30 protein-coding genes and 1 pseudogene are annotated in these 24,753 nt (G+C 59.8%); 13 read left to right on the plus strand and 18 right to left on the minus strand.

Features of this window, described 5'->3' with window-relative positions; translation table 11 throughout:
* Window positions 1-20 precede the first annotated feature (20 nt).
* The gene (locus tag ACRZ94_RS08940; RefSeq protein WP_480652426.1) at window positions 21-362 is read left to right on the plus strand and encodes an ArsR/SmtB family transcription factor; all 342 of its coding nucleotides are present in this window, start codon (window positions 21-23) and stop codon (window positions 360-362) included.
* A 139-nt stretch (window positions 363-501) separates the two neighbouring features.
* On the plus strand, window positions 502-639 hold the full coding sequence (locus ACRZ94_RS08945; RefSeq protein ID WP_480652427.1) for an entericidin A/B family lipoprotein: 138 nt from the start codon (window positions 502-504) through the stop codon (window positions 637-639).
* An 81-nt stretch (window positions 640-720) separates the two neighbouring features.
* Here ACRZ94_RS08945 and ACRZ94_RS08950 read toward each other — a convergent pair whose 3' ends face one another.
* The 3 genes from ACRZ94_RS08950 to ACRZ94_RS08960 all read right to left on the minus strand — a co-directional run bounded on the left by ACRZ94_RS08950 (window position 721) and on the right by ACRZ94_RS08960 (window position 1,835).
* Window positions 721-978 carry a hypothetical protein gene (locus tag ACRZ94_RS08950; protein ID WP_480797163.1) on the minus strand — a complete coding sequence of 86 codons (258 nt, stop codon included), beginning with the start codon at window positions 976-978 and terminating at the stop codon, window positions 721-723.
* A 97-nt stretch (window positions 979-1,075) separates the two neighbouring features.
* Entirely contained in the window at window positions 1,076-1,525 is a 450-nt protein-coding gene (locus tag ACRZ94_RS08955) for a hypothetical protein (RefSeq protein WP_480797164.1), read from the minus strand.
* Window positions 1,526-1,655: 130 nt separating this feature from the next.
* The gene (locus ACRZ94_RS08960) at window positions 1,656-1,835 is read right to left on the minus strand and encodes a CTP synthetase (protein ID WP_480797165.1); all 180 of its coding nucleotides are present in this window, start codon (window positions 1,833-1,835) and stop codon (window positions 1,656-1,658) included.
* A gap of 168 nt (window positions 1,836-2,003) precedes the next feature.
* Between ACRZ94_RS08960 and ACRZ94_RS08965 the strand changes: the two genes are divergently transcribed.
* On the plus strand, window positions 2,004-2,747 hold the full coding sequence (locus ACRZ94_RS08965; RefSeq protein WP_480797166.1) for a DUF488 domain-containing protein: 744 nt from the start codon (window positions 2,004-2,006) through the stop codon (window positions 2,745-2,747).
* 118 nt (window positions 2,748-2,865) lie between these two features.
* Window positions 2,866-3,453 (plus strand): hypothetical protein, encoded by a 588-nt coding sequence (locus tag ACRZ94_RS08970; RefSeq protein WP_480797167.1) that lies wholly within the window; start codon window positions 2,866-2,868, stop codon window positions 3,451-3,453.
* Window positions 3,454-3,475: 22 nt separating this feature from the next.
* Here the strand turns inward: ACRZ94_RS08970 and lepA are convergent, their stop codons facing one another.
* A complete protein-coding gene (gene lepA / locus ACRZ94_RS08975; protein ID WP_480652437.1) occupies window positions 3,476-5,275 on the minus strand; it encodes a translation elongation factor 4 in 1,800 nt (599 codons plus the stop codon).
* Between the two features lie 86 nt (window positions 5,276-5,361).
* Entirely contained in the window at window positions 5,362-6,090 is a 729-nt protein-coding gene (locus ACRZ94_RS08980) for an RNA ligase family protein (protein ID WP_480652439.1), read from the minus strand.
* Between the two features lie 62 nt (window positions 6,091-6,152).
* On the opposite strand from ACRZ94_RS08980, the gene ACRZ94_RS08985 reads away from it, so the two are divergent.
* The gene (locus ACRZ94_RS08985; protein WP_480652441.1) at window positions 6,153-6,461 is read left to right on the plus strand and encodes a hypothetical protein; all 309 of its coding nucleotides are present in this window, start codon (window positions 6,153-6,155) and stop codon (window positions 6,459-6,461) included.
* 66 nt (window positions 6,462-6,527) lie between these two features.
* A complete protein-coding gene (locus tag ACRZ94_RS08990; RefSeq protein ID WP_480652443.1) occupies window positions 6,528-7,469 on the plus strand; it encodes a LysR family transcriptional regulator in 942 nt (313 codons plus the stop codon).
* Here the strand turns inward: ACRZ94_RS08990 and ACRZ94_RS08995 are convergent.
* Complete coding sequence (locus ACRZ94_RS08995; protein ID WP_480652445.1) at window positions 7,466-7,909, minus strand: low molecular weight protein-tyrosine-phosphatase; 444 nt, start codon at window positions 7,907-7,909, stop codon at window positions 7,466-7,468. The genes ACRZ94_RS08990 and ACRZ94_RS08995 overlap by 4 nt on opposite strands.
* A 28-nt stretch (window positions 7,910-7,937) precedes the next feature.
* On the opposite strand from ACRZ94_RS08995, the gene ACRZ94_RS09000 reads away from it, so the two are divergent.
* Complete coding sequence (locus ACRZ94_RS09000) at window positions 7,938-8,633, plus strand: NAD-dependent deacylase (protein WP_480652896.1); 696 nt, start codon at window positions 7,938-7,940, stop codon at window positions 8,631-8,633.
* Window positions 8,634-8,702: 69 nt separating this feature from the next.
* Window positions 8,703-9,311 (plus strand): HdeD family acid-resistance protein, encoded by a 609-nt coding sequence (locus ACRZ94_RS09005; RefSeq protein WP_480797168.1) that lies wholly within the window; start codon window positions 8,703-8,705, stop codon window positions 9,309-9,311.
* Window positions 9,312-9,400: 89 nt separating this feature from the next.
* On the opposite strand, the gene ACRZ94_RS09010 is transcribed toward ACRZ94_RS09005, so the two are convergent.
* The 5 genes from ACRZ94_RS09010 to meaB all read right to left on the minus strand — a co-directional run bounded on the left by ACRZ94_RS09010 (window position 9,401) and on the right by meaB (window position 13,345).
* A complete protein-coding gene (locus ACRZ94_RS09010; RefSeq protein ID WP_480797169.1) occupies window positions 9,401-9,880 on the minus strand; it encodes a copper chaperone PCu(A)C in 480 nt (159 codons plus the stop codon).
* Window positions 9,881-9,917: 37 nt separating this feature from the next.
* Window positions 9,918-10,244 carry a hypothetical protein gene (locus ACRZ94_RS09015; RefSeq protein WP_480797170.1) on the minus strand — a complete coding sequence of 109 codons (327 nt, stop codon included), beginning with the start codon at window positions 10,242-10,244 and terminating at the stop codon, window positions 9,918-9,920.
* 426 nt (window positions 10,245-10,670) lie between these two features.
* A complete protein-coding gene (rpmB, locus tag ACRZ94_RS09020) occupies window positions 10,671-10,958 on the minus strand; it encodes a 50S ribosomal protein L28 (protein ID WP_085794823.1) in 288 nt (95 codons plus the stop codon).
* Between the two features lie 119 nt (window positions 10,959-11,077).
* A complete protein-coding gene (locus ACRZ94_RS09025; protein WP_480797171.1) occupies window positions 11,078-12,262 on the minus strand; it encodes a Hint domain-containing protein in 1,185 nt (394 codons plus the stop codon).
* Between the two features lie 105 nt (window positions 12,263-12,367).
* Window positions 12,368-13,345 carry a methylmalonyl Co-A mutase-associated GTPase MeaB gene (gene meaB / locus ACRZ94_RS09030; protein WP_480797172.1) on the minus strand — a complete coding sequence of 326 codons (978 nt, stop codon included), beginning with the start codon at window positions 13,343-13,345 and terminating at the stop codon, window positions 12,368-12,370.
* Between the two features lie 120 nt (window positions 13,346-13,465).
* Here meaB and hrpB point away from each other — a divergent pair, with 120 nt between their 5' ends.
* From hrpB to ACRZ94_RS09045, 3 genes are all read left to right on the plus strand, one after another.
* The gene (gene hrpB, locus ACRZ94_RS09035; protein ID WP_480652457.1) at window positions 13,466-15,907 is read left to right on the plus strand and encodes an ATP-dependent helicase HrpB; all 2,442 of its coding nucleotides are present in this window, start codon (window positions 13,466-13,468) and stop codon (window positions 15,905-15,907) included.
* A gap of 109 nt (window positions 15,908-16,016) precedes the next feature.
* Window positions 16,017-16,475, plus strand: coding sequence for an NUDIX hydrolase (locus tag ACRZ94_RS09040; protein WP_480797173.1), 459 nt, complete (start codon window positions 16,017-16,019; stop codon window positions 16,473-16,475).
* Between the two features lie 97 nt (window positions 16,476-16,572).
* On the plus strand, window positions 16,573-18,042 hold the full coding sequence (locus ACRZ94_RS09045) for an inorganic phosphate transporter (protein ID WP_480797174.1): 1,470 nt from the start codon (window positions 16,573-16,575) through the stop codon (window positions 18,040-18,042).
* Here ACRZ94_RS09045 and ACRZ94_RS09050 read toward each other — a convergent pair.
* From ACRZ94_RS09050 to ACRZ94_RS09070, 5 genes and pseudogenes are all read right to left on the minus strand, one after another.
* Window positions 18,035-19,018: a 2-dehydropantoate 2-reductase gene (locus ACRZ94_RS09050; protein ID WP_480652464.1), complete on the minus strand. Its 984-nt coding sequence runs from the start codon at window positions 19,016-19,018 to the stop codon at window positions 18,035-18,037. The genes ACRZ94_RS09045 and ACRZ94_RS09050 overlap by 8 nt on opposite strands.
* Before the next feature lie 66 nt (window positions 19,019-19,084).
* Complete coding sequence (locus tag ACRZ94_RS09055) at window positions 19,085-19,342, minus strand: hypothetical protein (RefSeq protein ID WP_480652466.1); 258 nt, start codon at window positions 19,340-19,342, stop codon at window positions 19,085-19,087.
* Between the two features lie 60 nt (window positions 19,343-19,402).
* Window positions 19,403-19,801, minus strand: coding sequence for a recombinase family protein (locus ACRZ94_RS09060; protein ID WP_480652468.1), 399 nt, complete (start codon window positions 19,799-19,801; stop codon window positions 19,403-19,405).
* Window positions 19,802-20,042: 241 nt separating this feature from the next.
* Window positions 20,043-20,195: pseudogene (locus ACRZ94_RS09065) on the minus strand (pirin family protein); the annotation flags it as partial.
* Window positions 20,196-20,306: 111 nt separating this feature from the next.
* Window positions 20,307-21,143, minus strand: a complete 837-nt coding sequence (locus ACRZ94_RS09070; RefSeq protein WP_480797175.1) for a phytanoyl-CoA dioxygenase family protein — start codon at window positions 21,141-21,143, stop codon at window positions 20,307-20,309.
* A gap of 176 nt (window positions 21,144-21,319) precedes the next feature.
* Here ACRZ94_RS09070 and ACRZ94_RS09075 point away from each other — a divergent pair, with 176 nt between their 5' ends.
* Window positions 21,320-21,808: a twin-arginine translocation pathway signal gene (locus ACRZ94_RS09075; RefSeq protein ID WP_480652471.1), complete on the plus strand. Its 489-nt coding sequence runs from the start codon at window positions 21,320-21,322 to the stop codon at window positions 21,806-21,808.
* Between the two features lie 6 nt (window positions 21,809-21,814).
* Window positions 21,815-22,411, plus strand: coding sequence for a ferric reductase-like transmembrane domain-containing protein (locus tag ACRZ94_RS09080; RefSeq protein WP_480652473.1), 597 nt, complete (start codon window positions 21,815-21,817; stop codon window positions 22,409-22,411).
* On the opposite strand, the gene argF is transcribed toward ACRZ94_RS09080, so the two are convergent.
* Both argF and ACRZ94_RS09090 read right to left on the minus strand, forming a co-directional pair.
* Window positions 22,408-23,334, minus strand: coding sequence for an ornithine carbamoyltransferase (gene argF, locus ACRZ94_RS09085; protein ID WP_480652475.1), 927 nt, complete (start codon window positions 23,332-23,334; stop codon window positions 22,408-22,410). The two genes, ACRZ94_RS09080 and argF, sit on opposite strands and share 4 nt — an antisense overlap.
* Before the next feature lie 75 nt (window positions 23,335-23,409).
* On the minus strand, window positions 23,410-24,597 hold the full coding sequence (locus tag ACRZ94_RS09090) for an acetylornithine transaminase (RefSeq protein ID WP_480652477.1): 1,188 nt from the start codon (window positions 24,595-24,597) through the stop codon (window positions 23,410-23,412).
* Window positions 24,598-24,753: the final 156 nt, after the last annotated feature.

Genomic DNA, 24,753 nt, shown 5'->3' on the forward strand with positions numbered 1-24,753 from the left:
GGGCAGACGAGGAAGAACCAATGGCGCTACACCAGCTCTCGCAAGATGCGGCCCCGGAAACCTTCGACGACATGGTCGAACACGCGGCCCGCGCATCCAACTTTCTGAAGGCCATCAGTCATGAGGGTCGGCTGATGATCCTGTGCCATCTGGTATCCGGCGAAAAATCTGTCACCGAGTTGGAGGAACTGCTCTCTGCCCGTCAGGCCGCTGTCTCGCAGCAATTGTCGCGGCTGCGTCTTGAGGGTCTGGTCCTGCCCCGCCGCGAGGGCAAGGCGATCTACTACCGTCTGGCCGATGATCGCCCGCGCCGGATGCTGGAACTGGTCCATGACATGTTCTGCGGTGACCAGAAAACCTGACGGTACAGGCTCTTGCACCCCGTCAGAATGGCCCGCTGAACCGGTCGGAACCACACCGCGCCCAAACAACCCTTAGGGTACTGGTTTCGCTATTGGAAAACTGCTAGGCATCAGGTGACCAACACTGATGGAGACACCAATGATCCGTGCAATTCTGATTGGGCTTGCCCTGTTCACCCTGACCGCCTGCGAAACCGCAAAGGGCGCCGGCAAAGACATCGAAAAAGCTGGTGACGCCATTCAGGGCGCAGCGACCGACGTTCAGGAACAACTGTAACGCCGCGGCTCGCGCCCGCGCATCATTGATGTGACAAAGGGGGTTTTGCTCGCAGGCAAGACCCCCTTTTTTTGGCCCACGTCAGATCAGATCCCCAAGGCCAAAATCCGGGCCGCATAACCGCAACAAGGTCTGTATCCAGCCCCCTGCGACCCAACTGATTACCAAAATACGCGATTCGATTACCCCCGCACGGGGCAGAAACGGAACCAGGTCCGGCAGAACCGGTACGACATCGCGCTGAAGGGTCACGAGGTCCAACTGGATCGCTGCGATCCGGCCTGCAAACAACCGGACCCTGTCGCATCGGGCGCTTGGATCGCCCGACCCTGATTCCATTTCCTGAGAAGCGCTTCGACCCGGCCGGGATTACCTACTATCGGCTGCATAACATCGCAGCCAGTACCCCCTACAGACCGACCGGGCCGAAGACGCTTCAGTTCACCTGACGTTCCAGAACGGTGCTGTAGGTCGTTCCACGACGCAGGCTACGGAAATCCGCATAGATTTTGCCGTCTTCATACCGGGCATCGATCAGAGCATTCACCCCGATCTCGGGATTGGCCGAGCTTTCGACCATGCTGATCCGGTTCGGGTCATCCAGACTGATGGTGCCGGTCGCATCCAAAACCCGCCAGCTTTGGGCGACGTTCGAGCGCCACTTGCTGGGGCCCCAGAACACATTGTCCTTCTGTTTCTGGATATCCAGCACCCACTCGGCGCTGTTAAAGCGCGGCGCGTCACCGGTGGTGGTCCGGTTCGGACCCACTGTGGTGTAGCTGCCCACCCACGTCCCGCGCAGGTCCGGTGTGTCGGCCATGGCCGAGGTGGCAAGGGTGAGGCTCGTGGCCAGAGCGGCTGCTCCGGCAGTCATAAATCTGGTCATGGTCTCTCCTCCCTGAGGTTGAGGCCGTCATTGGCCTTGTTCAACAGATTGGGAGGGAGAGGACCGGTTACAACTTACCTAAAGGAAGCTTCATGAAGCGTTAATGTAGCCCCGCAGACGCGGCCACCGCTCAGCTTTCCAGCTTGCGCGCCACCAGATATGAGACCGGGAAGGCCGCTACAAACCCGACAACCGCCGCGATCAGCAGGGCCGTCCACGACGCATAGCCCATGACCAGAACCGCAATCACGGCGGACCCGGCAAGGGTGGAGCCAAGGAAGATGTGAAGGATCAATGTAAGCGGCGACATGGGGACCTCGGTGTTACCTGTGTGTTTGGGCCGAGGTTAGATCGGAGGCCACGGGCGGTCCTTGATCTGGGTCAGAACCTGCGGTGATGTATGAGGTTTTTCGGTTGATCAGCAGATGTTTGGGCAGCAGGGAACCGAGGGGGTGAGGCCCGTCTCGGAACCGGTCCAGTGGACCGTTTCAGGGCCGAACGGGCGGAGCCCCGGGGCGCAAACGCGCCGCCCGTTTTGCCGGAGGCATGCTGTCAGGATGACGCGGCCCGGCGGTGCCGCCGAGCGGGTGCGTTCCGCGCAAAGCAAATTGCAACCGCGCATCACTCTGTGTTTTCAAGCAAAGAAAAACCTACTATTGGCACAATTTCGTTTATCGTTCTGCAAACAGAAAAATGTGAGGGCACAATGAAGGAACTATATACCATCGGATATGAAGGTTCCTCAGTCGAGAACCTTATCGAAACGCTTGTCGCATTGCAGATCAAGGTGCTGGCAGACGTTCGTGAGTTGCCGATTTCGAGAAAAAAAGGGCTTTCGAAGAACAAGCTTGCAGAACGTTTGGGTGAAGTAGGCATTAAATACATACACTTCAGAGCATTGGGAGACCCCAAGGAAGGTCGCGAGGCAGCCAAATCCGGTAACTTTACTAAATTTGAATCCATTTTTCTTAACCATTTTGAAACTCAAAATGCGCAAGATGCATTCAGTGAGCTTCTCATGATTGCTGCCGACGAAAAAACTTGCATGATGTGCTTTGAAAGATGCGCAACCCATTGCCATCGCTCCTACATTGCGGATGCGGCTGCATGTGAAAACTTTGAAATATTTAATTTAGTCGCAGACAAACCAGAGCAGTATCAACAAGATGGAATTCAAATCCCGCGTTACCATCCTCGTCAAAGCCTCGCCGCAGCCGAGTAAGAAACACTCAGAAACAGTTTGCTGTGCGGGTTTGCGCGAAGATGGGACTTGGAAGAGACTTTTTCCCATTCGCTTTAGGCGCCTAGCTGGCAGTCAAGCTTTTTCGCGGTGGGACATCGTGGATTTTACCTATAGCCCTCCAAGAGATGACAATCGGACCGAGAGTTGCAGGGTGCACGAAGAAAGCATTAAAATTGTAGGCAAGTGCAAACGATCAGAAGAAAAATCTAGTCTCATTGAAAGAGCTATTCAGCCTTCGGAAAAGTCGGCGATTGAGCGCGGCCATTCGTTAGCTCTCGTTCGGCCAACCGATGTTTCGCTATCTTGGGAGCGCCTATCCAAATCTGAAATTGAAGCTGACCGGCAGAAGTTTGCAGATCAAGCTAAGCAGCTATCGCTTTTAGAAGAAGAGCTTGCGTCCTACGAACCTTGCCCTTTCAAGTTTAAGCTTCGGTACAAAGATGCCGATGGTGAACATACCAAGACCTGTGCAGATTGGGAGACATCAGCCGCGTATTTTAGCCTTCGCCACTCTTACTCTGAACTCGAAGTTCTCCAGCATCTACAACGAACCTATTGCGAAGAATATGTCGGCACCGGATTGGTGTTGGCGCTTGGGAACATGAAGAGACGCCCCCAAACGTGGCAACTTCTTGGAGTGTTTCCAGTTAAGGAACCAATTCAAAAAGACCTGTTTGACCTCTGAACAATCACGCGGTCGGACAGCCCTAACTGTCCATTTTCAACGCTGAAATAAACGCCTCCTGCGGGATATCTACCTTCCCGAACTGGCGCATCTTTTTCTTACCCGCCTTCTGCTTGTCCAGCAGTTTGCGTTTCCGCGTCGCATCCCCGCCATAGCACTTCGCGGTCACGTCCTTGCGCAGCGCCGAGAGGGTCTCGCGGGCGATGACCTTGCCTCCGATGGCGGCCTGGATCGGGATTTTGAACATGTGGCGCGGGATCAGGTCTTTGAGCTTTTCGCACATCGCCCGGCCCCGCATCTCGGCCCGGTCGCGGTGAACCATGGTCGACAGCGCATCCACCGGCTCGTCATTCACCAGCACCGACATCTTGACCAGATTATCCTCGGTATAACCGGTCATCTGATAGTCGAAGGACGCATAGCCCTTTGTCACCGATTTCAGGCGGTCGTAGAAGTCAAAGACAACCTCGTTCAGCGGCAGGTCATAGACGACCATCGCGCGGGAGCCCGCATAGGTCAGGTCCAGTTGGATACCACGGCGGTCCTGACAGAGTTTCAGCACGTCGCCCAGGTATTCGTCGGGCACAAGGATGGTCGCCTTGATGCGCGGTTCCTCGATATGGTCAACCTTCGACGGGTCGGGCATGTCGGCGGGGTTGTGCAGCTCGATCATCTCGCCGTCTTTCATGTAGACGTGATAGATCACCGACGGTGCGGTGGTGATGAGCTCGATATCATATTCGCGTTCGATGCGGTCGCGGATGACCTCTAGGTGCAACAACCCGAGGAAGCCGCAGCGGAAGCCAAAGCCCAGCGCGGCCGAGGTTTCCATCTCAAAGCTGAACGAGGCGTCGTTCAGCGCCAGTTTGTCGATCGCATCGCGCAGGTCTTCGAATTCGGAACTGTCGACGGGGAAGAGGCCACAGAACACCACCGGCTGCGCGGGTTTGAACCCGTCCAGCGCGTCCTCGGTCCCGTTGCGATCATTGGTGATCGTGTCACCCACGCGGGTGTCGCGGACCTGTTTGATGGACGCCGTAAGGAACCCGATCTCACCGGGGCCGAGGCTGTCGACCATCTCCATCTCGGGCCGGAAGACACCGACGCGGTCGACGTGGTGAAGGGTGCCGTTCGACATAAACTTGACCCGCATCCCCTTTTTCAGCGTGCCGTCCATGATCCGGACCAGAACGATGACGCCCAGATAGGCGTCGTACCACGAATCCACCAGCATCGCCTTGAGCGGCGCGTCCAGAGTACCCTGCGGCGCGGGCAGATGGGTGACGATGGCCTCAAGCGTCTCATGGATGCCCTGCCCCGTCTTGGCGCTGACCTGAATGGCGTCGGTCGCGTCAATGCCGATCACATCCTCGATCTGTTCAGCCACGCGGTCACAGTCGGAGGCAGGCAGGTCGATCTTGTTCAGCACCGGCACGATCTCATGATCGGCATCAATAGCCTGATACACATTCGCCAGCGTCTGCGCCTCGACCCCCTGGGTCGAGTCCACAACCAGCAGCGAGCCCTCGACCGCGCGCATCGACCGGCTGACCTCATAGGCGAAATCCACGTGGCCGGGGGTGTCGATCAGGTTCAGCACATATGCCTCGCCATTGTCGGCGGTATAGTCGATGCGAACCGTGTTGGCTTTGATGGTGATGCCACGCTCGCGCTCGATATCCATGCTGTCGAGCAGCTGTTCCTTCATGTCGCGATCCTTGACCGTTCCGGTCTCTTGGATGAGCCGGTCAGCAAGGGTGGATTTGCCATGGTCGATATGCGCGACGATGGAGAAATTGCGGATATGAGCGAGGTCTGTCATAGCGACGGGATATGGTTCGAAAACGGGCGCTGGTCAAGGTCGGACCGCATCCCGTCAAACCCTTTGTTTGTCGGGTCCACGTGTCGTCAGGCCAGCCCGTTTTTGACCAGCTCCGCATTCATCCAATGCGTCTCACTTTGGACATGCCCTTCGCGAACGTATTTCGCGAGATGCGTGGGCATGTCTTCTTCCTTGAAAGCCGCGATTGTACGAACGACAAACCCTTCTTGCCTGTCCAAATCCAAACCTTTGATCACATCATCAACGGTTTCCGGCGTGAATTTTCCACGATGTAATTCGGGAACAGGTTGGACCCCAAGCTCAGCAAAGCGGGAAAGCGTTGCTTCCCAAGGCTGAACAACATCCCCTTTAACCCAGGCAAAACCAAGAAAATAAGTGGGCAGCGTTGAATAGGCGATGGAATGGCGGGCAAACAGATATTCGCCGACAATACGCTCATCCTCGGCAAGCTGTGGTGCAATTCCTGCGGCGAACGCCTTCACCCAATCCCTTGATGGATGATACCGCGCATCAATGCTGCGGGGATGACACCCTTGGCTGTGAATCGTTGTATTCTCACCGTCCATCTTTTCGGTAAAGACCACCTCGACAGCCGATACCAAATCGGCTGTGTCGGACATGATCTTGTCGTCACTCGTGGCACCCGGTGATTGCGGCAGGTGAAACGTGCGTCCGTATTTTTTCAGCATCTTGGCACCATTACCGATGGGAGAGCAAAGTTTGGACAGAAACCGCGACTGTGCGCAATCACTTTTTCGCAACGCATGATTGATCCCGATTCCAGATTGATTCATACTCTGCCAAAGACCGAGAGGGGCGTTAGACTCCTCCGGGCAGGCAAAACGAGGCAATGAGCATGAAACAGTTCCTCTTAATCGCATTTTGCGCCGCCTCTGTGGCGACCACCCCGCTGGCTGTCGAGGCCGCGCAAATCAAGCGGGCGTGTCTGGCGTCGGACCGGTCCGCGGCAACGCGGGATCGGTGCAGTTGCATTCAGCACGTAGCTGATCAGGCCCTGACGCGCAGCGATCAGAAGACCGTCGCCAAATGGTTCGCGGACCCACATCAGGCGCAGGAACTCAAGATGTCGCGCACGGCGCGCGATGATGCGCTGTGGGATCGCTATCGGAACTTTGGCCAGATGGCACAGGCGATCTGCAGCTAACCCCCTGTCAATCCTTGACCTGACCCGCCCTGCGCCCCAGAAAAGGCGCAGCGAAAGGGATGTGCGATGGTGATGAAAGGGCTGACTCTGCGGGGCCTTGAGGTTTTCGAGGCACTGGCGCGCACCGGATCGGTGGCGCAGGCGGCCGAGATTACAGGGCTCAGCCAGCCTTCGGTCAGTCAGCAATTGCGCAATCTGGAAAACGCCCTTGGCACCGATCTGGTCGATCACGGGCGGCGACCCATGCGGCTAACGCAAGCCGGGCGCAGCTTTCTGGCCCGAACCGAAGCCGTTCTGGCCGAGCTGCAGATGGCCCAAAGCGAACTGACGGTGATGGATCTGGGGCATCTGAACACCCTCTCCATCGGGTTGATCGACGATTTCGACAATGACCTGACCCCTCGGTTGGCGACCCTGCTAGCCGACAGCCTGACCCGGTCGAAATTCAAGCTGATCACCCTGCCCAGCCTTGATCTGTTTCAGGAACTTGAGGCCCAGCGCCTGCACCTGATGGTCTCGGCCCACTCCGGCGAGGTGCTGGAAGGCGTGGTTGAGTATCCGCTGGTACAAGACCCTTTCATTCTGGTCACGCCCAAGGGCGCAAGCAATGCCGTTCAGGACCTGCCCTTCCTGCGCTATGCCCGCGAACAGCTGATCAGTCGCCAGATCGAGGCCCATCTGGCGCGGCAGCGGCTGGACTACGAAGAACGGTTCGAGATCGGCTCGCACCTTGCCCTGATGGCCATGGTGGCGCGTGGGCTTGGCTGGGCGATCACCACTCCGCTTGGATATATGCGGGCCGCCCGCTTTCACGAAGGGATTGAGGCGCACCCGGCCCCGTTTGGGGATTTCTCGCGGACAATCTCGCTGTTCACCCGGACCGACTGGTCCGATCACGTGCCGCAAGAGGTTGCTGATATGATGCGCCGACTGATGCGCAACCAGATTGTCGATCCCGCGCTGGCGCAACTGCCCTGGCTGACGGATCGGCTCAAGGTGATGGGTTAACCCGCCAGATGTGCGTCAAGGCCCGCGACAGCCGCCTCAATCAAATTCAGTGCCCCGTCGAAATCCCTAGTGTAATAAGGATCAGGGACATGGTCAGCCCCGAGATCGGGCGCGAATTCCGTCAGTAAATGAACCGGCGTCTGGTTCCCGGCGGGCCGAAGCTGTTCGATGTTTCGGATATTGTCCGCATCCATCCCTATGATCAGATCGAACCGGTCAAAATCCTCGGCCACGAATTGCCGGGCCCGCAGATCGCTCAGATCGATGTCGCGCGCCCGCGCTGCGGCCTGCATCGGGCCGTAGGGCGGATTGCCGATATGCCAGCCCGACGTGCCAGCGCTATCCGTGCTGTGATGTGGTGCACGGGCGCGAAAGGCGCCCTCGGCAGCCGGGGAACGGCAGATATTGCCCAAACAGACAAAGAGGATACGGTGTGTCATGGGCCAAGATGTAACGTGTGGGGCACAGATGGAAAAGGTCGTCATTTTGACAGGAGCCGGAATTTCCGCCGAAAGCGGGCTGGGCACGTTCCGCGGCGCAGGCGGGCTGTGGGAGGGGTACCGGGTTCAGGACGTCGCCAGCCCCGAAGCCTTTGCCCGCGATCCCGCTTTGGTCCACCGGTTCTACAATATGCGCCGGGCAAAGGCGGCAGAGGCCGCGCCCAACGCGGCACATAGGGCGCTGGCCCGGATGCAGCGGGAATTGGATGGTGAGGTCGTCATCATCACTCAGAACGTCGACAGCCTGCACGAAGCGGGCGGCGCATCGGATGTGCTGCACATGCACGGCACTCTGGCAGGCGCGCTATGCGCCGCATGCAGCCACCGTTGGCCCGCCCCGGCCGAGATGGCTGTGGGCGATACCTGCCCCGCCTGCAACGCCCCGGCTGCGCGTGCAGACATCGTATGGTTCGGCGAAGTGCCCTATCACATGGACACGATTTACGACCACCTGACCAGCGCCACCTTGTTTGCCGCCATCGGCACATCAGGACAGGTCTATCCCGCCGCCGCCTTCGTGCACGAGGCCAAAGCCTCGGGCGCGCAGACCGTCGAGTTGAACCTTGAGCCGTCGCAGGGCGCATCGCAGTTTGACGAGGTCATACTGGGCCCGGCCTCGGAAACTGTCCCGAATTGGGTCGACCGCCTGCTGGACCAACGCTGACCGCAATTCCGGCAGACAGGATCGGGTTTTGCTGTTTATAGTAAAGGCCTAACCAACCGGAATAGCACGATGACAGACCCTCAACCCCCACGCGAAGAAATCCTTGAAAGCGACAGCCAGGACGCCCGCGACGCATTGGGCGACCAGCTTGCGGGGCTGTGGTGGACATTCCTGTTGCGCGGGTTGTTTGCCGGGGCGCTTGGCATTGCCGCGCTGTTCTGGCCGACGGGCAGCATCTCGCTCTTGCTGCGCCTATTGGGGTTTATGCTGGTTTTGGACGGTGGCCTGACCCTGCTGGGCTTTGGCCGGCGCGGCCTGATCGGAGGCGTCGGGATCGGCGCATTGCTGATCGGATTGGTGCTACTGATCTGGCCCGAAGGTGTTGCGCGGCTGACCTTTTTCCTGTTGGGCGCGTGGGCGCTGATCATGGGCGTCGGGTCGTTGATGGCCTGGCGGCAAATGTCGGGTCAGCATCCCGACGCGGGCTCGGTCCGCAATTCGGGCATTGTGGCGCTGGTGATCGGTCTGGCGCTGATTTTCTGGCCCGGCACCGGCATGGTCGCGCTCGGCTGGGCAATCGCGTTCGGGGCGCTGGCCTTCTCGGCCGTGATGTTCTGGCTGACCGCGCGATTCAAACGTGCCCATGACCGCGTCGCAATGCGCGTGGTCAATCACTGAACCGACCCTCAGAAACGACATCAGGCCGGGCAAAGCCCGACCTGACACATGGATGACGGCCGCAACGCGGCCCGAAGACAGGTGTTCGCTCAGTTCGAATGCGAATGAGACCCGTGCCCGCCCGCGTCTTTGCGCTCCAGATCGACCGGCACCTCAAGGACAACCTCGCCCGCCTCCTCAAAGATCAGCGTCACCGGCACGGTCGCACCATGTTCAAACGGAGCCGTCAGACCCATGAACATCACATGCGCCCCGCCCCGTTGCAGCGTGTATGTCTCGCCCGCCGGGATCACGAACCCTTCTTCGACATGCACCATCTTGGCCACGCCATTGTCGTCGACCTCATGGGTGTGCAGCTCGATCCGCGCCGCCGCATCTGAATTGACGGCGATCAGACGATCATCGGTGTCACCGGTATTCTGGATCATCATAAACGCCGCCCCGGCCTTGGCGGTTTTGCCAGAGGACCGCGCATAGGCGTCATCAACGGTGATTGTACCCTGCGCAAATGCCGACGTTGCCAGGGTGGATACGGCCAATACGGCCAGGACTTTGGATGTGAAGGACATTATGCCTCTCCTTGCTGAAAACTGATGGAATCGGGTTTCACATCAGCACAGGAGGCGCCCGCGCAGGCATATGAGGGACAGGAAGTGCGATCAGGTTGCCAGCTGTACGCTGGGGCGCAAGACGGGCAGCCTCGGGTGCCGCAGGCAGGTCAGGCGCGGCGGGATCAATCGCCCCCAGCAGGTTCAGCGCATAGTCAGGACAGAAATGCGGCGCACTTGTTGGCTGGCCTTCGGCGTCCATATAAACGACCACCGGCCCCTCGCCGGTACACAGAACCATCTGTCCTGCGACCTGATCGACACCGCGCGACACGGCCAACCCCTGCCCCGTCAGTATAACCAGCAGCGCAAGTCCAAAAGGCAAGAATCTGTTCAGAACCAATTTCATCCTGTGTCGGATATACCCCCGGCGCACAGCGCGCTTCAAGCGCTGTCGGATGCGACAAAAACCCGTGAGCCGAGGTTTTGTCAGCGATCCAGACCCGGTCGTTTGACCGAACCTTTCGTCAGGCTGGTATGCAGCCTGTTCACCTGTCGTTGCATCCGAAAGCATGTCCCGAACGACTTACCAAAACGTGTCGCCAACAGGGCTAAAAAGTCAGACAGCTTAAAAGACATGAGATCAAACTCCGCCAGATGAATATGAGCAAACATAATTCATCTAAGGCGGGGTGTATGTGAACAATGTCACCGATCCGGCAGGCTTATATCCATTTCAGGAACAGCCAGATCAACGAAAAAGCCCTGCACCTTGCGGTACAGGGCTAAATTCTTTTTCGTGCGAAAGGACTTAGGCCGCGGCTTGTGCCTTGGCGATTTCCTTTTTCACTTTCAGCGCGTTTGCCGACAGCTCTTCGTCCTTGGCTTTGGCCAGGAACGCGTCCAGACCACCACGGTGGTCGACCGAGCGCAACGCAGCCGCCGAGATGCGCAGCTTGACGCCACGGCCCAGGGTCTCGGACTGCAGGGTAACGTCGTTCAGGTTCGGCAGGAAACGACGACGAGTTCTGTTTTTGGCGTGGCTGACATTGTTGCCAGTCATCGGGCCTTTTCCGGTCAGTTCGCAACGGCGCGACATGGTTTCTTCCTTTGTTTCTGGAGGCCGGGCATGATACCCACAGCCAAATCACAAGGGGCGCAACCCGAAGTCGCGCCCGAAAACTGGTTGGATGCGTGTAGTGGGAATCGCCGGAAGGGTCAAGACGGATCAGGCGAATTCTTTAACCCAATATCTTCAACCGGGCGTGCCACCCCTTGCAGCAGAGGTTTGAGGTTTTTGCGATGTCTCTCAAGCAAGCGCACTTGCTGTCTTCCAATCGGGATTAAGCGCGCAGGTTTCGGTTGCAACCGCAGCTGGTCGAGTTCCGGAAATATCTCGAAAATCTCTTGCCGGGCCTCGGGCCCCAACGACTTCAGCGCCTCAACACCCGTGAACAGGCTTTCAGTTGGCGCATCCTCGGCAAAAATAATCTGGTGGCAGTCGAACAGCAGGTGAAAATACTCAACCTCGGCAACCGAGTCATCGACGAAGATGCCCGGCAAAACGACAAGCTTGATCGCCGGGATCAGTACTTCGGACGTGCCGAACATCCGCTCGGCGATCTTCGACTGCACCAGCATGCGGTGTTGACGGGACACCAAAAGGTCGCGGCGCGGCAGGTTGTTTCCCAAAGCACCTGCCAGAATACGAACAGGCCAAAGCTTCGGCTTGCTCAGCAATTCCCTCCGGCTGAACCCGCGGCGACCGATCCAGCGGATGGGTTGCGCTGCATATCCCATGACGGGAATCCTGTCCCCGATCCGCAGCGTCTGCACAGGGCGCGGGCCCGCCGGGGTCAAAATCGCAGTATCCCGGGTAAAGCACGGCACGCCCGTGCCATTTTCAAAGGCGGAATAGGTCACGACGATGCCGGAAGGCAGCGTAAACGTACCACTGGATACCGAGTAACCCACGCCATCTTCGACGGTGATCGTGCCAAAGACGTTGTCGTTGATCACCGTTCCCACCGGAAGGTTCAGCGTATCGGTGCCGCTGCCACCCCGGATGTCTTGATCGACGCTGGTACTGCTGAAGGTCAGAGTATCGTTGCCTGCCCCTAAACGAATGGTACCCACGGTCGAGCCGCTGATATCAACGGTATCGGCATTCGATCCGCTTGCGACACGTCCGCCGACGGTACTGTTGGTCACGGTTATGGTGTCGTTGCCCGCATTGCCGATCACGTTTTCAGCAATCGTGCTGTCGGTGACGGTTATGTCGTCGTCGCCAGCCCGCCCCCGGATATCGTCAATCGGAGACCCCTGCGGTGATCCGTTCAAAGACCCGCTGTCATTTGTGACGTCGATTTCGTCGTCGCCGTTTGTCCCATTGATCCGGGGCATGCTTGTGAGTCCCCTCTACCCAGATGAGGAGAGTACCACACTTCTGGTGCAAAGGCATCCAGAGCAACAACCTTAGGCGGAAATTAGCCTGAAAAAAACAAGCAATTAGCGAATGATCAGCGCGGCCAACATCCTATCCGCCGCCACGGAAGGACTTAGCCTACCATCACGCACTTGGGCACCCAACCGGGCCATGTCGGCGCGGGCTTGCGACGTTGACAATTGGGCCAACAGCGCTGTGCGCACCTCTTGCTCGAACCAATACTGCGCCTGTGCCGCCCGGTTCGCATCCCAATGGCCCAGATCACGGCGCGCTTGGGTCAGGGATTGCATCTCTTCCCAGGCGCGCTCAAGCCCGTGCTCCTCGACTGCCGATACGGTCATCGCCTTGGGAAACCCTTCGGGATCCTGCGGGCGTTTGCGCAACAGACGCAGGGCCCCGGCATAGTCGGCGCAGGTCCTTGTGGCCGTGGCCTTGAGGTCTCCGTCCGCTTTATTGATCAGAATCATATCGGCCATTTCCATAATGCCGCGTTTGACACCCTGCAACTCGTCCCCTCCGGCCGGGGCCAGCAGCAGCAGGAACAGGTCCGACATCTCGGACACCACGGTCTCCGACTGCCCGACGCCAACCGTCTCGATCAGGACCACATCGAACCCGGCCGCCTCGCACAGGGCGATCGCCTCGCGCGTGCGGCGGGCCACGCCGCCCAGATGGGATTGGCTGGGGGACGGGCGGATAAAGGCGTTTTTCTCGCGGCTCAGACGCTCCATCCGGGTTTTGTCGCCCAGGATTGAGCCGCCCGACCGGGTAGAACTGGGGTCAACCGCCAGAACCGCAACGCGCAGCCCCAGCCCGATCAGCATCATGCCAAAGCTTTCGATAAAAGTGGATTTACCCACCCCCGGCGTGCCCGAGAGCCCAATCCGCAGGGATTGACGTTTGGACTTGGCCAGATGCCCCAGCAGTTCAGCCGCCTGAGCCCGGTGATCCGCACGGCCGCTCTCGACCAGAGTGATGGCTCGGGCCAGCGCGCGACGCTCGCCGTTCAAAATCCTGTCGCTCAGCTCAGCGGTGTCCATTGCATGCCCCCTACCCGACTTTTGCGCCTAGATGACGTAGCAAAACGGGTATTGTCCAGTACCAAGTCTTATAGTGCGTCGGAACTGGACCTTGGCGGATGGTTGACGGATAAAGCCCGCATGACACGCCTGCCCATCGACGACGCCATTCCCGACCTGCTTGCGGCCCTCAGGGCTACGGGCCGCGCTGTGCTGCAGGCCCCTCCGGGGGCGGGTAAGACGACACGGGTGCCTCTGGCGATGCTGGAGGCCGATTTGTGCCAAGGTAAGATGGTGATGCTGGAGCCCCGCAGGCTGGCGGCGCGCGCCGCAGCCGAGCGGATGGCCGAAACTCTGGGCGAACGCGCAGGTGAGACGGTCGGCTACCGCGTGCGCGGTGAGGCGAAAGTGTCGAAATCCACCCGGATCGAGGTTGTGACCGAAGGTATCCTGACCCGGATGCTGCAATCGGAACCGGACCTGCCCGGCATCGGCGCGGTGATCTTTGACGAATTCCACGAACGCTCGCTAAACGCCGATCTGGGGCTGGCTTTGTGCCTTGAGGTAACCGGCGCGCTGCGCGATGACCTGATCCTGCTGGCCATGTCCGCTACGCTGGACGCCGAACCTGTGGGACGGCTCATGGGGGCCCCTCTGATCACCTCGGAGGGCCGCAGTTATCCGGTTGAAACCCGCTGGCTGGATCGCCCCTTGGGCGCACAGGCACGGCGGCTGGATGCGCTGATCGATCTGGTGGTTCGGGCCGAACGCGACACGCGCGCAACCGGTGGCGGCGTGCTGGTTTTTCTGCCCGGTGAGGGCGAAATCCGACGGGCCGAGGGCGCGCTTTCCGGTCGACTGTCTAAGGATTGCGTTCTGCGCCCTTTGTTCGGAGCCATGCCCTTTGCCGCCCAGCGCGCCGCGATTGCGCCGGTGAAAGAGGGACGCAAAGTGGTGCTGGCCACGTCGATCGCCGAAACCTCTCTGACCATTCCCGACATCCGTGTGGTTGTGGACATGGGACAGGCCCGGCGGGCGCGGTTCGACCCCGGATCGGGCATGTCCCGGCTGGTGACCGAACGCGTGACACGGGCCGAGGCCACCCAGCGCGCGGGCCGTGCCGGGCGTGTGGCCGAAGGGGTTTGTTATCGGCTCTGGTCCAAGGGCGAAGAAGGCGCTTTGGCCGCCTATCCTCCGGCCGAGATCGAGGCTGCCGACCTGACCGGCCTGTCGCTGGAATTGGCGCTTTGGGGTGCTGAGCCGGGTGATCTGGCCTTCCTGACCCCTCCGCCCGAGGGAACACTGGCCGAGGCCAAAGCCCTGCTGCAAATGCTGGGCGCATTGGATACCAAGGGGCGGATCACGGAACACGGGCGCGCCCTGTCTGCCCTGCCTCTGCACCCGCGTCTGGGGCATATGCTGGTCCAAACCGGGCCCGACGCCGCCGTTTTGGCCGCGCTGATGGCCGAACGTGATCCGCTGAAAGGCGCGCCGGTGGACATGCTGCTGCGGCTTGAAGCGCTGCGTGATCTGCGCGCATTTCAACGCAACCGGGTCTGGCAGGTCAACGCGGGCGCTGTGGATCGGATCAAGGCCGAGACCAAACGGCTGCGCGGCAAGGGAGGGTCCTCTGACCTCAGCCCTGCCGCCATGGCTGCGCTGGCCTACCCCGACCGGATCGGACAACGCCGCAAGGGGGACGTGCCACGCTATGTCCTGTCAGGCGGCAAGGGCGTTGTATTGGACGCGGGCGACACGCTGGCCGCTGCACCCTACCTTGTGGTCACGGATACCGACGGCAACCCGCGTGAGGCGCGTGTTCGGTTGGCGGCCCAGATCTCGGAACGTGAAATCCGCGATCTGTTCGCGGACCAGATCGAATGGGTCGACAGCTGCATCTGGTCGAAACGTGAGCGTCGCGTCGTGGCGCGGCAGCAGGAGAGGTTCGGCGCGATCACCCTCAGCGACCGGATATGGAAAGACGTGCCCGATGACGCTGTGGCACAAGCCATGCTTGATGGTGTGCGCGATCTGGGCTTGCGGCTGGACGGCGCGGCGGCGCGGCTGGCGGCGCGGGTCGAGCTGGTTCGCGCAGAGGGCGTGGACCTGCCCGATTTCACAGTCGAAGGGCTGATGGCAACTCTGGACGACTGGCTGCTGCCGATGTTGTCAAACGTGCGCAATGCCGAAGAGTGGAAGCGGTTCGACCTGCTGCCAGCCCTGCGCGCCCGTCTGGACTGGACCCAGACACAAGAGCTGGACCGCCGCGCACCGGGTGCATTTCAGACCCCGCTTGGCCGCAAGGTGCCCATCGACTATGGCGGGGCAGTCCCCGAGATTTCAGTGCGCCTGCAGGAACTCTTCGGTGTCACCCGCCACCCCGTTGTGGGGGGCGAGGCGCTGAAAATCACCCTTTTGTCCCCGGCGCAGCGCCCGATCCAGATCACCCGCGATCTGCCCGGATTCTGGGCAGGGTCATACGCGGATGTACGCAAGGACATGCGCGCGCAATATCCCAAACACCCCTGGCCCGAAGACCCCACCCAGGCCGACCCTACCCTGCGCGCCAAAAGGCGGGGATAAACGATTTCCGATAGGAAATATCAGGCGAACTCCGGAAACATTGTAAACCAAACTGCCGCCTGTTATGTCACGACAGTTTGAAAATAGAAGGTCACAGAACGGCACAAAGATGTGGCAACGGCTGAGAAAACTCTGGGAAAAGGTTGGCAGACCGATCTTCCTGCGCCCCCGCCGGGTGCAGTTTGCAGCTTTGTGCACGCGACAAAGTGAAAATGGCCTGCAGGTCCTACTGATCACCAGCCGCGATACCGGGCGCTGGATCATTCCCAAAGGTTGGCCCATCGACGGCAAGGACGGGGCTGAAACTGCCCTGCAAGAAGCGTGGGAAGAGGCTGGCGTACGCGCATCCAGCCCTGCCAAAGCGCCGGTCGGCCACTTCACCTATGACAAGATCCTCAAGGACGGCTCGGCCCAGCCGGTCTTGACAACTGTCTACCGGGTCGAGGTTCAGGCACTGGCAGAAGACTACCCCGAGGTCGGCCAGCGCACACGGGAATGGGTCACGCCCCAAACGGCAGCCGAACGCGTCGCCGAGCCGGAATTGCGCGACCTGCTGCGGCAATTGTAACGGTTCCGCAACAATCTGACGGCAATGCTGTTGCCTAACGCGGTGAAACCCTCTAGCGGCCCATGTCATCTACCAAGCTGCGTGAAAACCTTCGAATATGACCTTAAAAAACCGTTGGCAGGCGCTGGACAGCGACCTTCACCGAATTTCCCGCGTTGAAAGCGCCAATGCCTATGTGTCGCGTCCGATGCTGGCCCCTGGCATCGCGCTGGCGTTTATCGTGCTGGCGGGCCTGGCTGCTGCTGTTTTTTTTGGGCGCGCTGACGGCGGGTTGATCGTGGTCGCGGCTGCGGCGTTCGGGGCCTATATGGCGATCAATATCGGCGCCAACGACGTGGCGAACAATATGGGCCCTGCCGTTGGCGCGAACGCCCTGACGATGGGTGGTGCGATTGTCATCGCGGCCATTGCCGAAAGCGCAGGGGCGCTGCTGGCCGGGGGCGACGTGGTCTCAACCATTTCAAAAGGGATCATCGACCCGACCTCGGTCCAGAACAGCAACGTGTTCATCTGGGCGATGATGGCGGCGCTGATCTCATCTGCGATGTGGGTCAACATCGCCACATGGTTCGGCGCGCCCGTCTCGACCACTCATTCCGTTGTGGGCGGCGTCATGGGTGCGGGAATTGCGGCCGCAGGGATAAGCGCTGTCAGCTGGGGCACAATGAGCGCCATCGCCGCAAGCTGGGTGATCTCGCCCGTTCTGGGCGGCGTAATTGCCGCTGGGTTTTTGGCGCTGATCAAGGCCAAGATCCAGTATCAGGACGACAAGATCGCAGCCGCGCGGCGTTGGGTTCCGATCCTGGTGGCCGTGATGGCGGCGGCCTTTGCCACCTACCTCTCGGTCAAGGGCCTGAAGCGGATTGTGAAGATCGAGCTTGAGATGGCGCTGCTGATCGGTTTGGCCTCGGGCCTGCTGGTCTGGTCGGTGACGGTGCCCTGGGTGCGGCGCAAATCCGAAGGGTTGGAGAACCGCACCAAGTCGCTGAAAACACTGTTCGGCCTGCCCTTGGTGATCTCGGCCGCGTTTCTGAGCTTTGCGCATGGGGCCAATGACGTGGCCAACGCTGTTGGCCCGCTGGCCGCCATCGTCCATACAGCCGAATTCGGGGATTTCGCGTCCAAGGTGGCAATCCCGACATGGGTCATGGTGATCGGAGCCTTTGGGATTTCTTTTGGCCTGTTCCTGTTTGGCCCCAAGCTGATCCGCATGGTGGGCAGTCAGATCACCAAACTGAACCCGATGCGCGCCTTTTGCGTGGCGCTGTCGGCGGCGATCACCGTGATCGTGGCCAGTTGGCTGGGCCTTCCGGTCAGCTCAACCCATATCGCGGTGGGCGCGGTTTTCGGGGTTGGGTTCTATCGGGAATGGCATTCGGATCGGCGCTGGAAACAGTCAAATCAACAGCGTCCCCCCCAAATGCGGCTGGCCCGCGAAGAGCATCAGCGCCGCAAATTGGTCCGTCGCTCACACTTCATGACAATCGTTGCCGCATGGGTCATTACTGTTCCGGCAGCCGCAGCGATGTCAGCGACTATTTTCCTGTTCCTGACGGCCTTTATCTGACCTTTCGCGCGATCTGATCAGGGGACATTCCGACGCTGGGGGCCTGTTCCACCAACCTGAGGACTTTGGCACAGATCGGGGTCGCCACGCTGACCTCGGCACCCAAGCGGACAACTTCGCCTTGCAAGCTGCCAATTTCGGTGGCTCGCCCGGCCATCAGGTCATAGGCCATCGAGGTCCGCGCGTTGGGGTCGATAGTCAGCATCCGTGCCGCGATCCGGGTGAACACCGGCGTCGGCAACCGCAGGATATGCGGTGTCATCCAGGCTGGCAGAGGCGTAGTCGACGCCACCGGATGCCCTGCCGCCCTGAGAACAGCCAGAGCCTCGGCCATCTGATCCGCCATCAGGCACCGCCAGTTCCGATCCAGCAATTGCTGTTTCAACGTCAGCCCCGACAACGCATTCAGCGCGTTGTTGAGGTTGATCACCAGCTTGCCCCATTGCACGGCGTCGATCTCATCGCTTTCGACAACCGGCAGATCATCGCTGCTCAGGCTTTGCCCCAGCGCCCCCGGCCCGCTTTGGATCACGATCTCGCCCGAGGTCGCCCGGTGGAAACTCCCCGGGTCCGTCGGAACCACATTGAACGGCACCATTCCGGCCCGCACATCATGGCCTGCAAGGGCCGCGCGCAGAATGCGGGCATTCTCCATGCCGTTTTGCCAGGACAGCACTGGGACCAAGCCAGGCGCGTTTTTGGCTATCTGCGCGGCAATTTCAGCCGTCGCGCCGGTTTTGACGGTCACGATGACCAGTTCGGCATCCCCCAGACTGGCCGGATCTTCGCTGAGGGTCAGGGTCTGCGCCGGTACGTGACGTTTCAGGCTCGCGAAATCCGTAACCGTCAGGCCTCGATCCCGAATAGGGTCGAGCACACGCGCGCGGCCCAGCAGGGTCACATCATGCCCCGCATGGGCCAGCAGCGCCCCGCAATAGCAACCTATGCTGCCTGCGCCTGCGATCACGATCTTCATAGCACCCCTCCTTGACCCAAAGGATCGCCGGGATAGGCGCGCCGGGCAAGGCCCCCTGACGTTTGGTCAGCGGGCAAGACGCGGGCGGGTACCCTGAGCGGCCAGATCACGGGCAATACCGACAGGGCGGTCACCGTTGGCAAATCTCTCGAATACGTCACGGACCAGATCAGCCTTGTCGTCGATCACCTCGAACTCTCTGGATGTCTTGGGGTCACCAATTACCTTGATCCATGCCGGTGTCTGAGACGAGCGCACACGGGTGCCAGTAATGGTATCTTGGGTATTCGTGGACCAAGCAGCGGTAAGGCGCTTCGACTTCATCACGGACTCTTCTCTTGCCCGAGTGAAAGTCAAAAGGATCATCACAGAGACCAAGGGGTCTTAATCGAGGTCTTTTCGAGTATAGACTTTTCCATCACTCAGTGTGACGATGTCAATGTCGAGATCGAGGATGTTCTCGAGAGTATTCCGCGCTCGTCTGATCTTGTCTCGAGAAAGACGGTCAAGGTTCTCGATTAGGAGTGTGGACCTTTTGGGGATTGCCCCCGCCCTCACGGCTTCCAGAAAGGCTCCTAGCTTACCGTCAGCACCGGCATTCCGACCAGCGAAAGCCGACACACCGTCATCAACGAAATTGGACGACGAAAGCGTGTAGCCGTTCTCAACACACCATTTCTCTGCCGCTGCAGTCTGTCGGCGCAAGCTGTCACCGTCGCGCTGTTGGTCAGATGACCAGCGCACGTAACTGAACGCAATAGGTCTATCGTATCCGTCGTTCATTGTTCTTCGCCTTTGCTATCCCTGCAGGCTCACCCTGGATGATCGGCCCAATATCTCCGCGTGATCTATTGGAGATGAGGCCTATCATGGTCAAGTGTACCTGCGATGTTACCCTTGGTTTAAGTCTTTGACCGAGGACGCAGGAAAGGACATGAACGAAAGAGGAGATCGAACCACCTCATGCACACACCAAGCAACCTCGGGCCTACTTAGTGGTAGGGTTTTTACGATTATACTTCAAAAAGATGAACGGGCCCACCAATTGACGTTTGAGCGAAGGCAGCGCGCGGCGCACTTCGAACCCGCCAAGGTCCCGCGCGCGCGGAATGATCAGGGTTTCAAGGGCCGCGTTTTCCGAAAGGCATTCGGGGCTGTGCGTGGGATTCCAACTCATTCCGGCTCTCCTGCTTTCAATGGCTTCAGTTCACTGATGCAGGATATAGATCGAATTTCCGCACTGTTATCCGTATTTTTGCACACAAACGGTGCAGCGCGCTTTCTATTCCTAACCCCGTGGCCAAAGCCTTGGAAAAAACGGACCGTCGATACGGTCCCCTTCCCGATACCCCGCCGCTTCGAACTGCGCGCGCTCGTCTTTTGCCCAGTCACCGCGATAGCGGATGATCCCGTCGGGCGCTGTCATCCGCAGTGTGAACCGCCGGACCGTTTCACTGGGCGTGACCGAGGACAGCCCCCCATGCAGGGTCCGCATGTCGAAAAAGATGCAATCTCCGGGCTCCATATCCCACTGCAGCAACTCATAAGCGCCGGGATCAGCGTTGATATCCGGAGGTGGATGATAGGTCTGCCCGGCAACCTCTGTCGGGTCATAGCTGGGATGCCCATCGGCAAACCGGACCCGCATGAACAGCTTGTCCCACAGATGAGAGCCTTTGACGAAAGCGATACCATTCTCTTTCCTTACGGGCTCCAGCGGCAGCCAGAGGACACACATGGTGCCTTCGAAATCGAAATAGGCCAGGTCCTGATGGAAAGGCGGGCGTGAGGTCGATCCGGCCTGACGCAGGAACCAGTTGTCCATAACAAGGTTGATCGACGGTGCGCCCAAAAGCTGCGCGGCCAGCGGGGCGCAGGGGGAATTATGGACGAAATCCTTGAATTGCGGGATTTTCTGCCACGCCCAAAAATCCTCGAAATACGCCGGTACGTCGGGGTCTTTGGTGTGGCGGGTGAAGTTATCGGTCGGGTTGGCAAGATCAGCATCAATCCCCTGACGCAGCGCAGACAGCCAATCGCCCGAGAACTTGGACCGCAAAACAACAGCCCCGTCACGTTGGAAAGCTGCGATTTCTTCGGGAGACACTGTTTGCATATTGTCCATATCTCAACCTTTCAGATCGATGCCGGAAGGATGGCATCCGTCTCGGCGCGGCGTCAAAATAAATCGTGGGCGCCCACAGCGTTCACAGACGCGTGAGGATGACCTCGGAAACGGGGAGGAACATGCTATCTTTAAGGAAACCCGACGAAAGGCTTCGCACAGCAAGAGGTTCTGACATGACGCAATCCCCGCTTTCCCGCCGGTCTGTGATCGCACTGGGCGGTGCCGTTCTGGCCACCGGTTCGGCCGGCCTGTTGACCCCTGCAAGCGCAGCGGGGCTTGCGCCGACGCCGTCCATGCGGGGCGGGTCCAACAACTATCGCCCCGGCGCGCCCATCGTAGAGCGGATCGGTGGCGGTGGGTTCTGGATGACCGGCACTGTGCGCCGCGCGGGGGATGGCGCCCCCCTGCCCAATCAACGTATCCAGATTTGGGCCCACACGACCGAGGGGCACGAGCGTGACCCGCAAAGCCATGGCGCGACGCTGACGGATGCCAAGGGTGAGTTTCGCCTTGAAATGCCTCAGATCGTGCCCGCCTTTGGACAGCCACATGCACATTTGGCCTATGACAGCGGAGAGTTTCAAACGGTCTTTCTGCGGCCCCTTATGGCAAGTTCCAAAGACACAACCCTTGCTGCGCATTTTGTGCTGCAGCCCATCTGACCTTTCGTGACGCGCAGCTTTTTGATCTGGAGCGGTTTGGCTCTGGCGCTGACCGTTCCTGTGATTGCGGCGGCCTACAGCCCGTTGCTGCAATGGCGTGATCCCATTTACATCATCGCAGGATTTGCAGGCGTGATCTGCATGGGGCTCCTGTTGCTGCAACCGCTTCTGGCTGCGCGGGATTTGCCCGGGCTGTCTCCGCTAAACAGCCGTCGGTGGCATCGCCGGGTCGGTGTAACACTGGTTGTGGCCGTGCTGGTGCATCTGATTGGGTTGTGGATCACCAGCCCGCCAGATGTTGTCGATGCGTTGCTGTTCGTTTCACCCACCCCATTTTCGGCCTGGGGTGTTACCGCCATGTGGGCGGCCTTTGCGGCGGCTGCGCTGGGGATTTACCGCCAGCGTCTAAAGCTGCGGTTCCGGGTTTGGCGGCTGGGGCACACCAGCCTAGCGCTGGTCACCGTCATCGGCAGCGTTGTGCATGCCATGCTGATCGAGGGCACGATGGAGATTATGACCAAAACCGCCCTCTGCATACTGGTTTTGTTGGCGAGCGCACGGGCGCTCACCAAGTTGCGGGTTTGGGATGTGCGCAGGCGTTAAAGCCCAAGGCACCAGCGCATCACCGCCTTTTGGGCGTGCAGACGGTTTTCAGCCTCATCAAAGATGACTGAGTTCGGGCCATCCATGACCTCGGATGTGGCTTCTTCTTCGCGGTGGGCGGGCAGGCAGTGCATGAACAACGCGTCGGGTTTGGCGTGCGACATCAGTTCGGTATTGACCTGATAGGGGCGCAGCAGGTTATGGCGGCGTTCCTTGGCGGATTGGGAATCGTGCATCGACACCCAGGTGTCCGCCACCACCAGATCAGCCCCTTCAACCGCTTTGAACGGGTCACGCTCAACCACAATTGTTGAGCCCTTCTGCCGTGCGAAGCCCATGAATTCTTCCTCGGGGTCAAACTGTGCGGGGCCGGTAAAGGTCAGATCGAACCCGAACTGCCCCGCCGCGTGCAGAAACGAGGCGCAGACATTGTTGCCGTCACCGGTCCAGACCACCTTTTTGCCCGCGATGGGGCCGCGGTGTTCCTCGAATGTCAGCACATCGGCCATGATCTGGCAGGGATGGGTGCGATCGGTCAGGCCGTTGATCACGGGAACGTCGGAATATTCCGCCATCTCGGTCAGGATCGTCTCATCAAAGGTACGGATCATAATCATGTCAACATAGCGCGACAGGACGCGGGCGGTGTCGGCGATCGTTTCCCCATGGCCCAGTTGCATGTCCTTGCCGGACAGCACCATGGTTTGCCCGCCCATCTGGCGCACGCCGACGTCAAACGAGACGCGGGTCCGGGTGGACGGTTTTTCAAAGATCAGTGCCACCATCCGGTCCTTAAGTGGCTGTTCCGCGTCCAGCGCCGCTTTGGGCTGCCCAAGGCGGGCCTGTTTCATGGCGCTTGCCTGATCAATCATGCCGCGCAGATCGCCCGCGTCAGTTTTATGGATATCAAGGAAGTGTTTCATATCGTTTCACTTTTATCTGGTTGCAGGTGGGGGCCAGCCCCCACACCCCCGCCGTATTTGGGACAAGAAGAAGGATCAGGCGGTTTCGAGTTTGGCTTCGACCTGTTGCGCTGCTTTTTCCAGACGGATCACCGCTTGTGCAATGTCGTCCTCGGTCAGGGTCAGCGGCGGCAACAGGCGGACGACATTGTCGGCGGCGGGGACGGTGATGACCTGATTGTCATAGCCTGCATTCACCACGTCGAGATTGGTGGGTTTGCATTTCAGACCCAGCATCAGGCCCGCGCCGCGCACCTCTTCGAACACGTCGGGATGATCGGAGATCAACCCTTCGAGTTTTTGGCGCAGCAGGCCCGCCTTGCGGTTGACGCCTTCGAGAAACGCAGGTGCCGCGACCTGATCGATCACCGCGCAGCCAACGGCGCAGCCCAGAGGGTTGCCCCCATAGGTCGATCCATGGGTGCCTGCGGTCATGCCGCTGGCGGCCTCTTCGGTGGCGAGCACCGCGCCCAGGGGAAATCCGCCGCCGATACCTTTGGCGACCATCATGATGTCGGGGGTGATGCCCGCCCATTCATGGGCAAACAGCTTGCCGGTACGGCCGACACCGCATTGGACCTCATCCAAAATCAAGAGCAGGCCATGTTCGTCGCAGATCTGGCGCAGGATTTTGAGGTCAGCATCGGGGACCGGGCGGATGCCGCCTTCGCCCTGAACCGGTTCGATCATGATGGCTGCGGTGTTCTCGGTGATGGCATTGGTGACACCGTCGAGATCGCCGAAGGTCAGATGCACGAAGCCGGGCAGCAGCGGGCCGAAGCCTTTGGTCATCTTCTCGGACCCGGCGGCGGCGATCCCGGCCGAGGACCGGCCATGGAACGAACCGTCGAAGGTGATGATCTCAACCCGCTCAGGCTGGTCTTTGTCATAGAAATACTTGCGGGCCATTTTCACGGCCAGCTCGCAGGATTCCGTGCCGGAGTTCGTAAAGAACACCGTGTCGGCAAAAGTGTGTTCCACCAGCTTGTCGGCCAGCGCCTGTTGCTGCGGGATGTGATAGAGGTTCGACACGTGCCACAGGGCATGGGCTTGTTCGGTCAGGGCGTTGACCAGCGCGGGATGGGCGTGGCCCAGCGCGTTCACGGCGATCCCGGCGCCGAGGTCCAGAAAACGTCGGCCATCCGCCTCGGTCAGCCAAGCGCCTTCGCCCTTCACAAACGTCAGGGGCGCGCGGTTATAGGTCGGCAGAACGGACGGGATCATCGGATCATCCTTTTCGATATGTTAAGCCCCGTGAGTGATACACGAAGGCCGGGTTCGTCAACTGATTTGGTGGGGTTCACGCGCATTTACAGCGCGCAATGGATCAAACGGGCCGGTTACGCAGCAAAGCGTCGGCGTCGGACTCGCAGGATATGA

Source organism: Ruegeria sp. CH10, from assembly GCF_056537125.1.

Bases quoted from the DNA above. Each gene is read 5' to 3' on its own strand.
- ACRZ94_RS09055 (WP_480652466.1), bottom strand. From the start codon at position 19,342: ATGAAGTCGAAGCGCCTTACCGCTGCTTGGTCCACGAATACCCAAGAT.
- ACRZ94_RS09000 (WP_480652896.1), top strand. From the start codon at position 7,938: ATGGAAAAGGTCGTCATTTTGACAGGAGCCGGAATTTCCGCCGAAAGC.
- ACRZ94_RS08940 (WP_480652426.1), top strand. From the start codon at position 21: ATGGCGCTACACCAGCTCTCGCAAGATGCGGCCCCGGAAACCTTCGAC.
- rpmB (WP_085794823.1), bottom strand. From the start codon at position 10,958: ATGTCGCGCCGTTGCGAACTGACCGGAAAAGGCCCGATGACTGGCAAC.
- ACRZ94_RS08955 (WP_480797164.1), bottom strand. From the start codon at position 1,525: ATGACCAGATTTATGACTGCCGGAGCAGCCGCTCTGGCCACGAGCCTC.
- ACRZ94_RS08985 (WP_480652441.1), top strand. From the start codon at position 6,153: ATGAAACAGTTCCTCTTAATCGCATTTTGCGCCGCCTCTGTGGCGACC.
- ACRZ94_RS08945 (WP_480652427.1), top strand. From the start codon at position 502: ATGATCCGTGCAATTCTGATTGGGCTTGCCCTGTTCACCCTGACCGCC.
- ACRZ94_RS08980 (WP_480652439.1), bottom strand. From the start codon at position 6,090: ATGAATCAATCTGGAATCGGGATCAATCATGCGTTGCGAAAAAGTGAT.
- ACRZ94_RS09050 (WP_480652464.1), bottom strand. From the start codon at position 19,018: ATGAAGATCGTGATCGCAGGCGCAGGCAGCATAGGTTGCTATTGCGGG.
- ACRZ94_RS09075 (WP_480652471.1), top strand. From the start codon at position 21,320: ATGACGCAATCCCCGCTTTCCCGCCGGTCTGTGATCGCACTGGGCGGT.
- ACRZ94_RS08990 (WP_480652443.1), top strand. From the start codon at position 6,528: ATGGTGATGAAAGGGCTGACTCTGCGGGGCCTTGAGGTTTTCGAGGCA.
- argF (WP_480652475.1), bottom strand. From the start codon at position 23,334: ATGAAACACTTCCTTGATATCCATAAAACTGACGCGGGCGATCTGCGC.
- meaB (WP_480797172.1), bottom strand. From the start codon at position 13,345: ATGGACACCGCTGAGCTGAGCGACAGGATTTTGAACGGCGAGCGTCGC.
- ACRZ94_RS09025 (WP_480797171.1), bottom strand. From the start codon at position 12,262: ATGCCCCGGATCAATGGGACAAACGGCGACGACGAAATCGACGTCACA.
- ACRZ94_RS09045 (WP_480797174.1), top strand. From the start codon at position 16,573: ATGACCTTAAAAAACCGTTGGCAGGCGCTGGACAGCGACCTTCACCGA.
- hrpB (WP_480652457.1), top strand. From the start codon at position 13,466: ATGACACGCCTGCCCATCGACGACGCCATTCCCGACCTGCTTGCGGCC.
- ACRZ94_RS09040 (WP_480797173.1), top strand. From the start codon at position 16,017: ATGTGGCAACGGCTGAGAAAACTCTGGGAAAAGGTTGGCAGACCGATC.
- ACRZ94_RS09010 (WP_480797169.1), bottom strand. From the start codon at position 9,880: ATGTCCTTCACATCCAAAGTCCTGGCCGTATTGGCCGTATCCACCCTG.
- ACRZ94_RS08995 (WP_480652445.1), bottom strand. From the start codon at position 7,909: ATGACACACCGTATCCTCTTTGTCTGTTTGGGCAATATCTGCCGTTCC.
- ACRZ94_RS08960 (WP_480797165.1), bottom strand. From the start codon at position 1,835: ATGTCGCCGCTTACATTGATCCTTCACATCTTCCTTGGCTCCACCCTT.
- ACRZ94_RS09005 (WP_480797168.1), top strand. From the start codon at position 8,703: ATGACAGACCCTCAACCCCCACGCGAAGAAATCCTTGAAAGCGACAGC.
- ACRZ94_RS09070 (WP_480797175.1), bottom strand. From the start codon at position 21,143: ATGGACAATATGCAAACAGTGTCTCCCGAAGAAATCGCAGCTTTCCAA.
- ACRZ94_RS08950 (WP_480797163.1), bottom strand. From the start codon at position 978: ATGGAATCAGGGTCGGGCGATCCAAGCGCCCGATGCGACAGGGTCCGG.
- ACRZ94_RS09090 (WP_480652477.1), bottom strand. From the start codon at position 24,597: ATGATCCCGTCCGTTCTGCCGACCTATAACCGCGCGCCCCTGACGTTT.
- lepA (WP_480652437.1), bottom strand. From the start codon at position 5,275: ATGACAGACCTCGCTCATATCCGCAATTTCTCCATCGTCGCGCATATC.
- ACRZ94_RS09060 (WP_480652468.1), bottom strand. From the start codon at position 19,801: ATGAACGACGGATACGATAGACCTATTGCGTTCAGTTACGTGCGCTGG.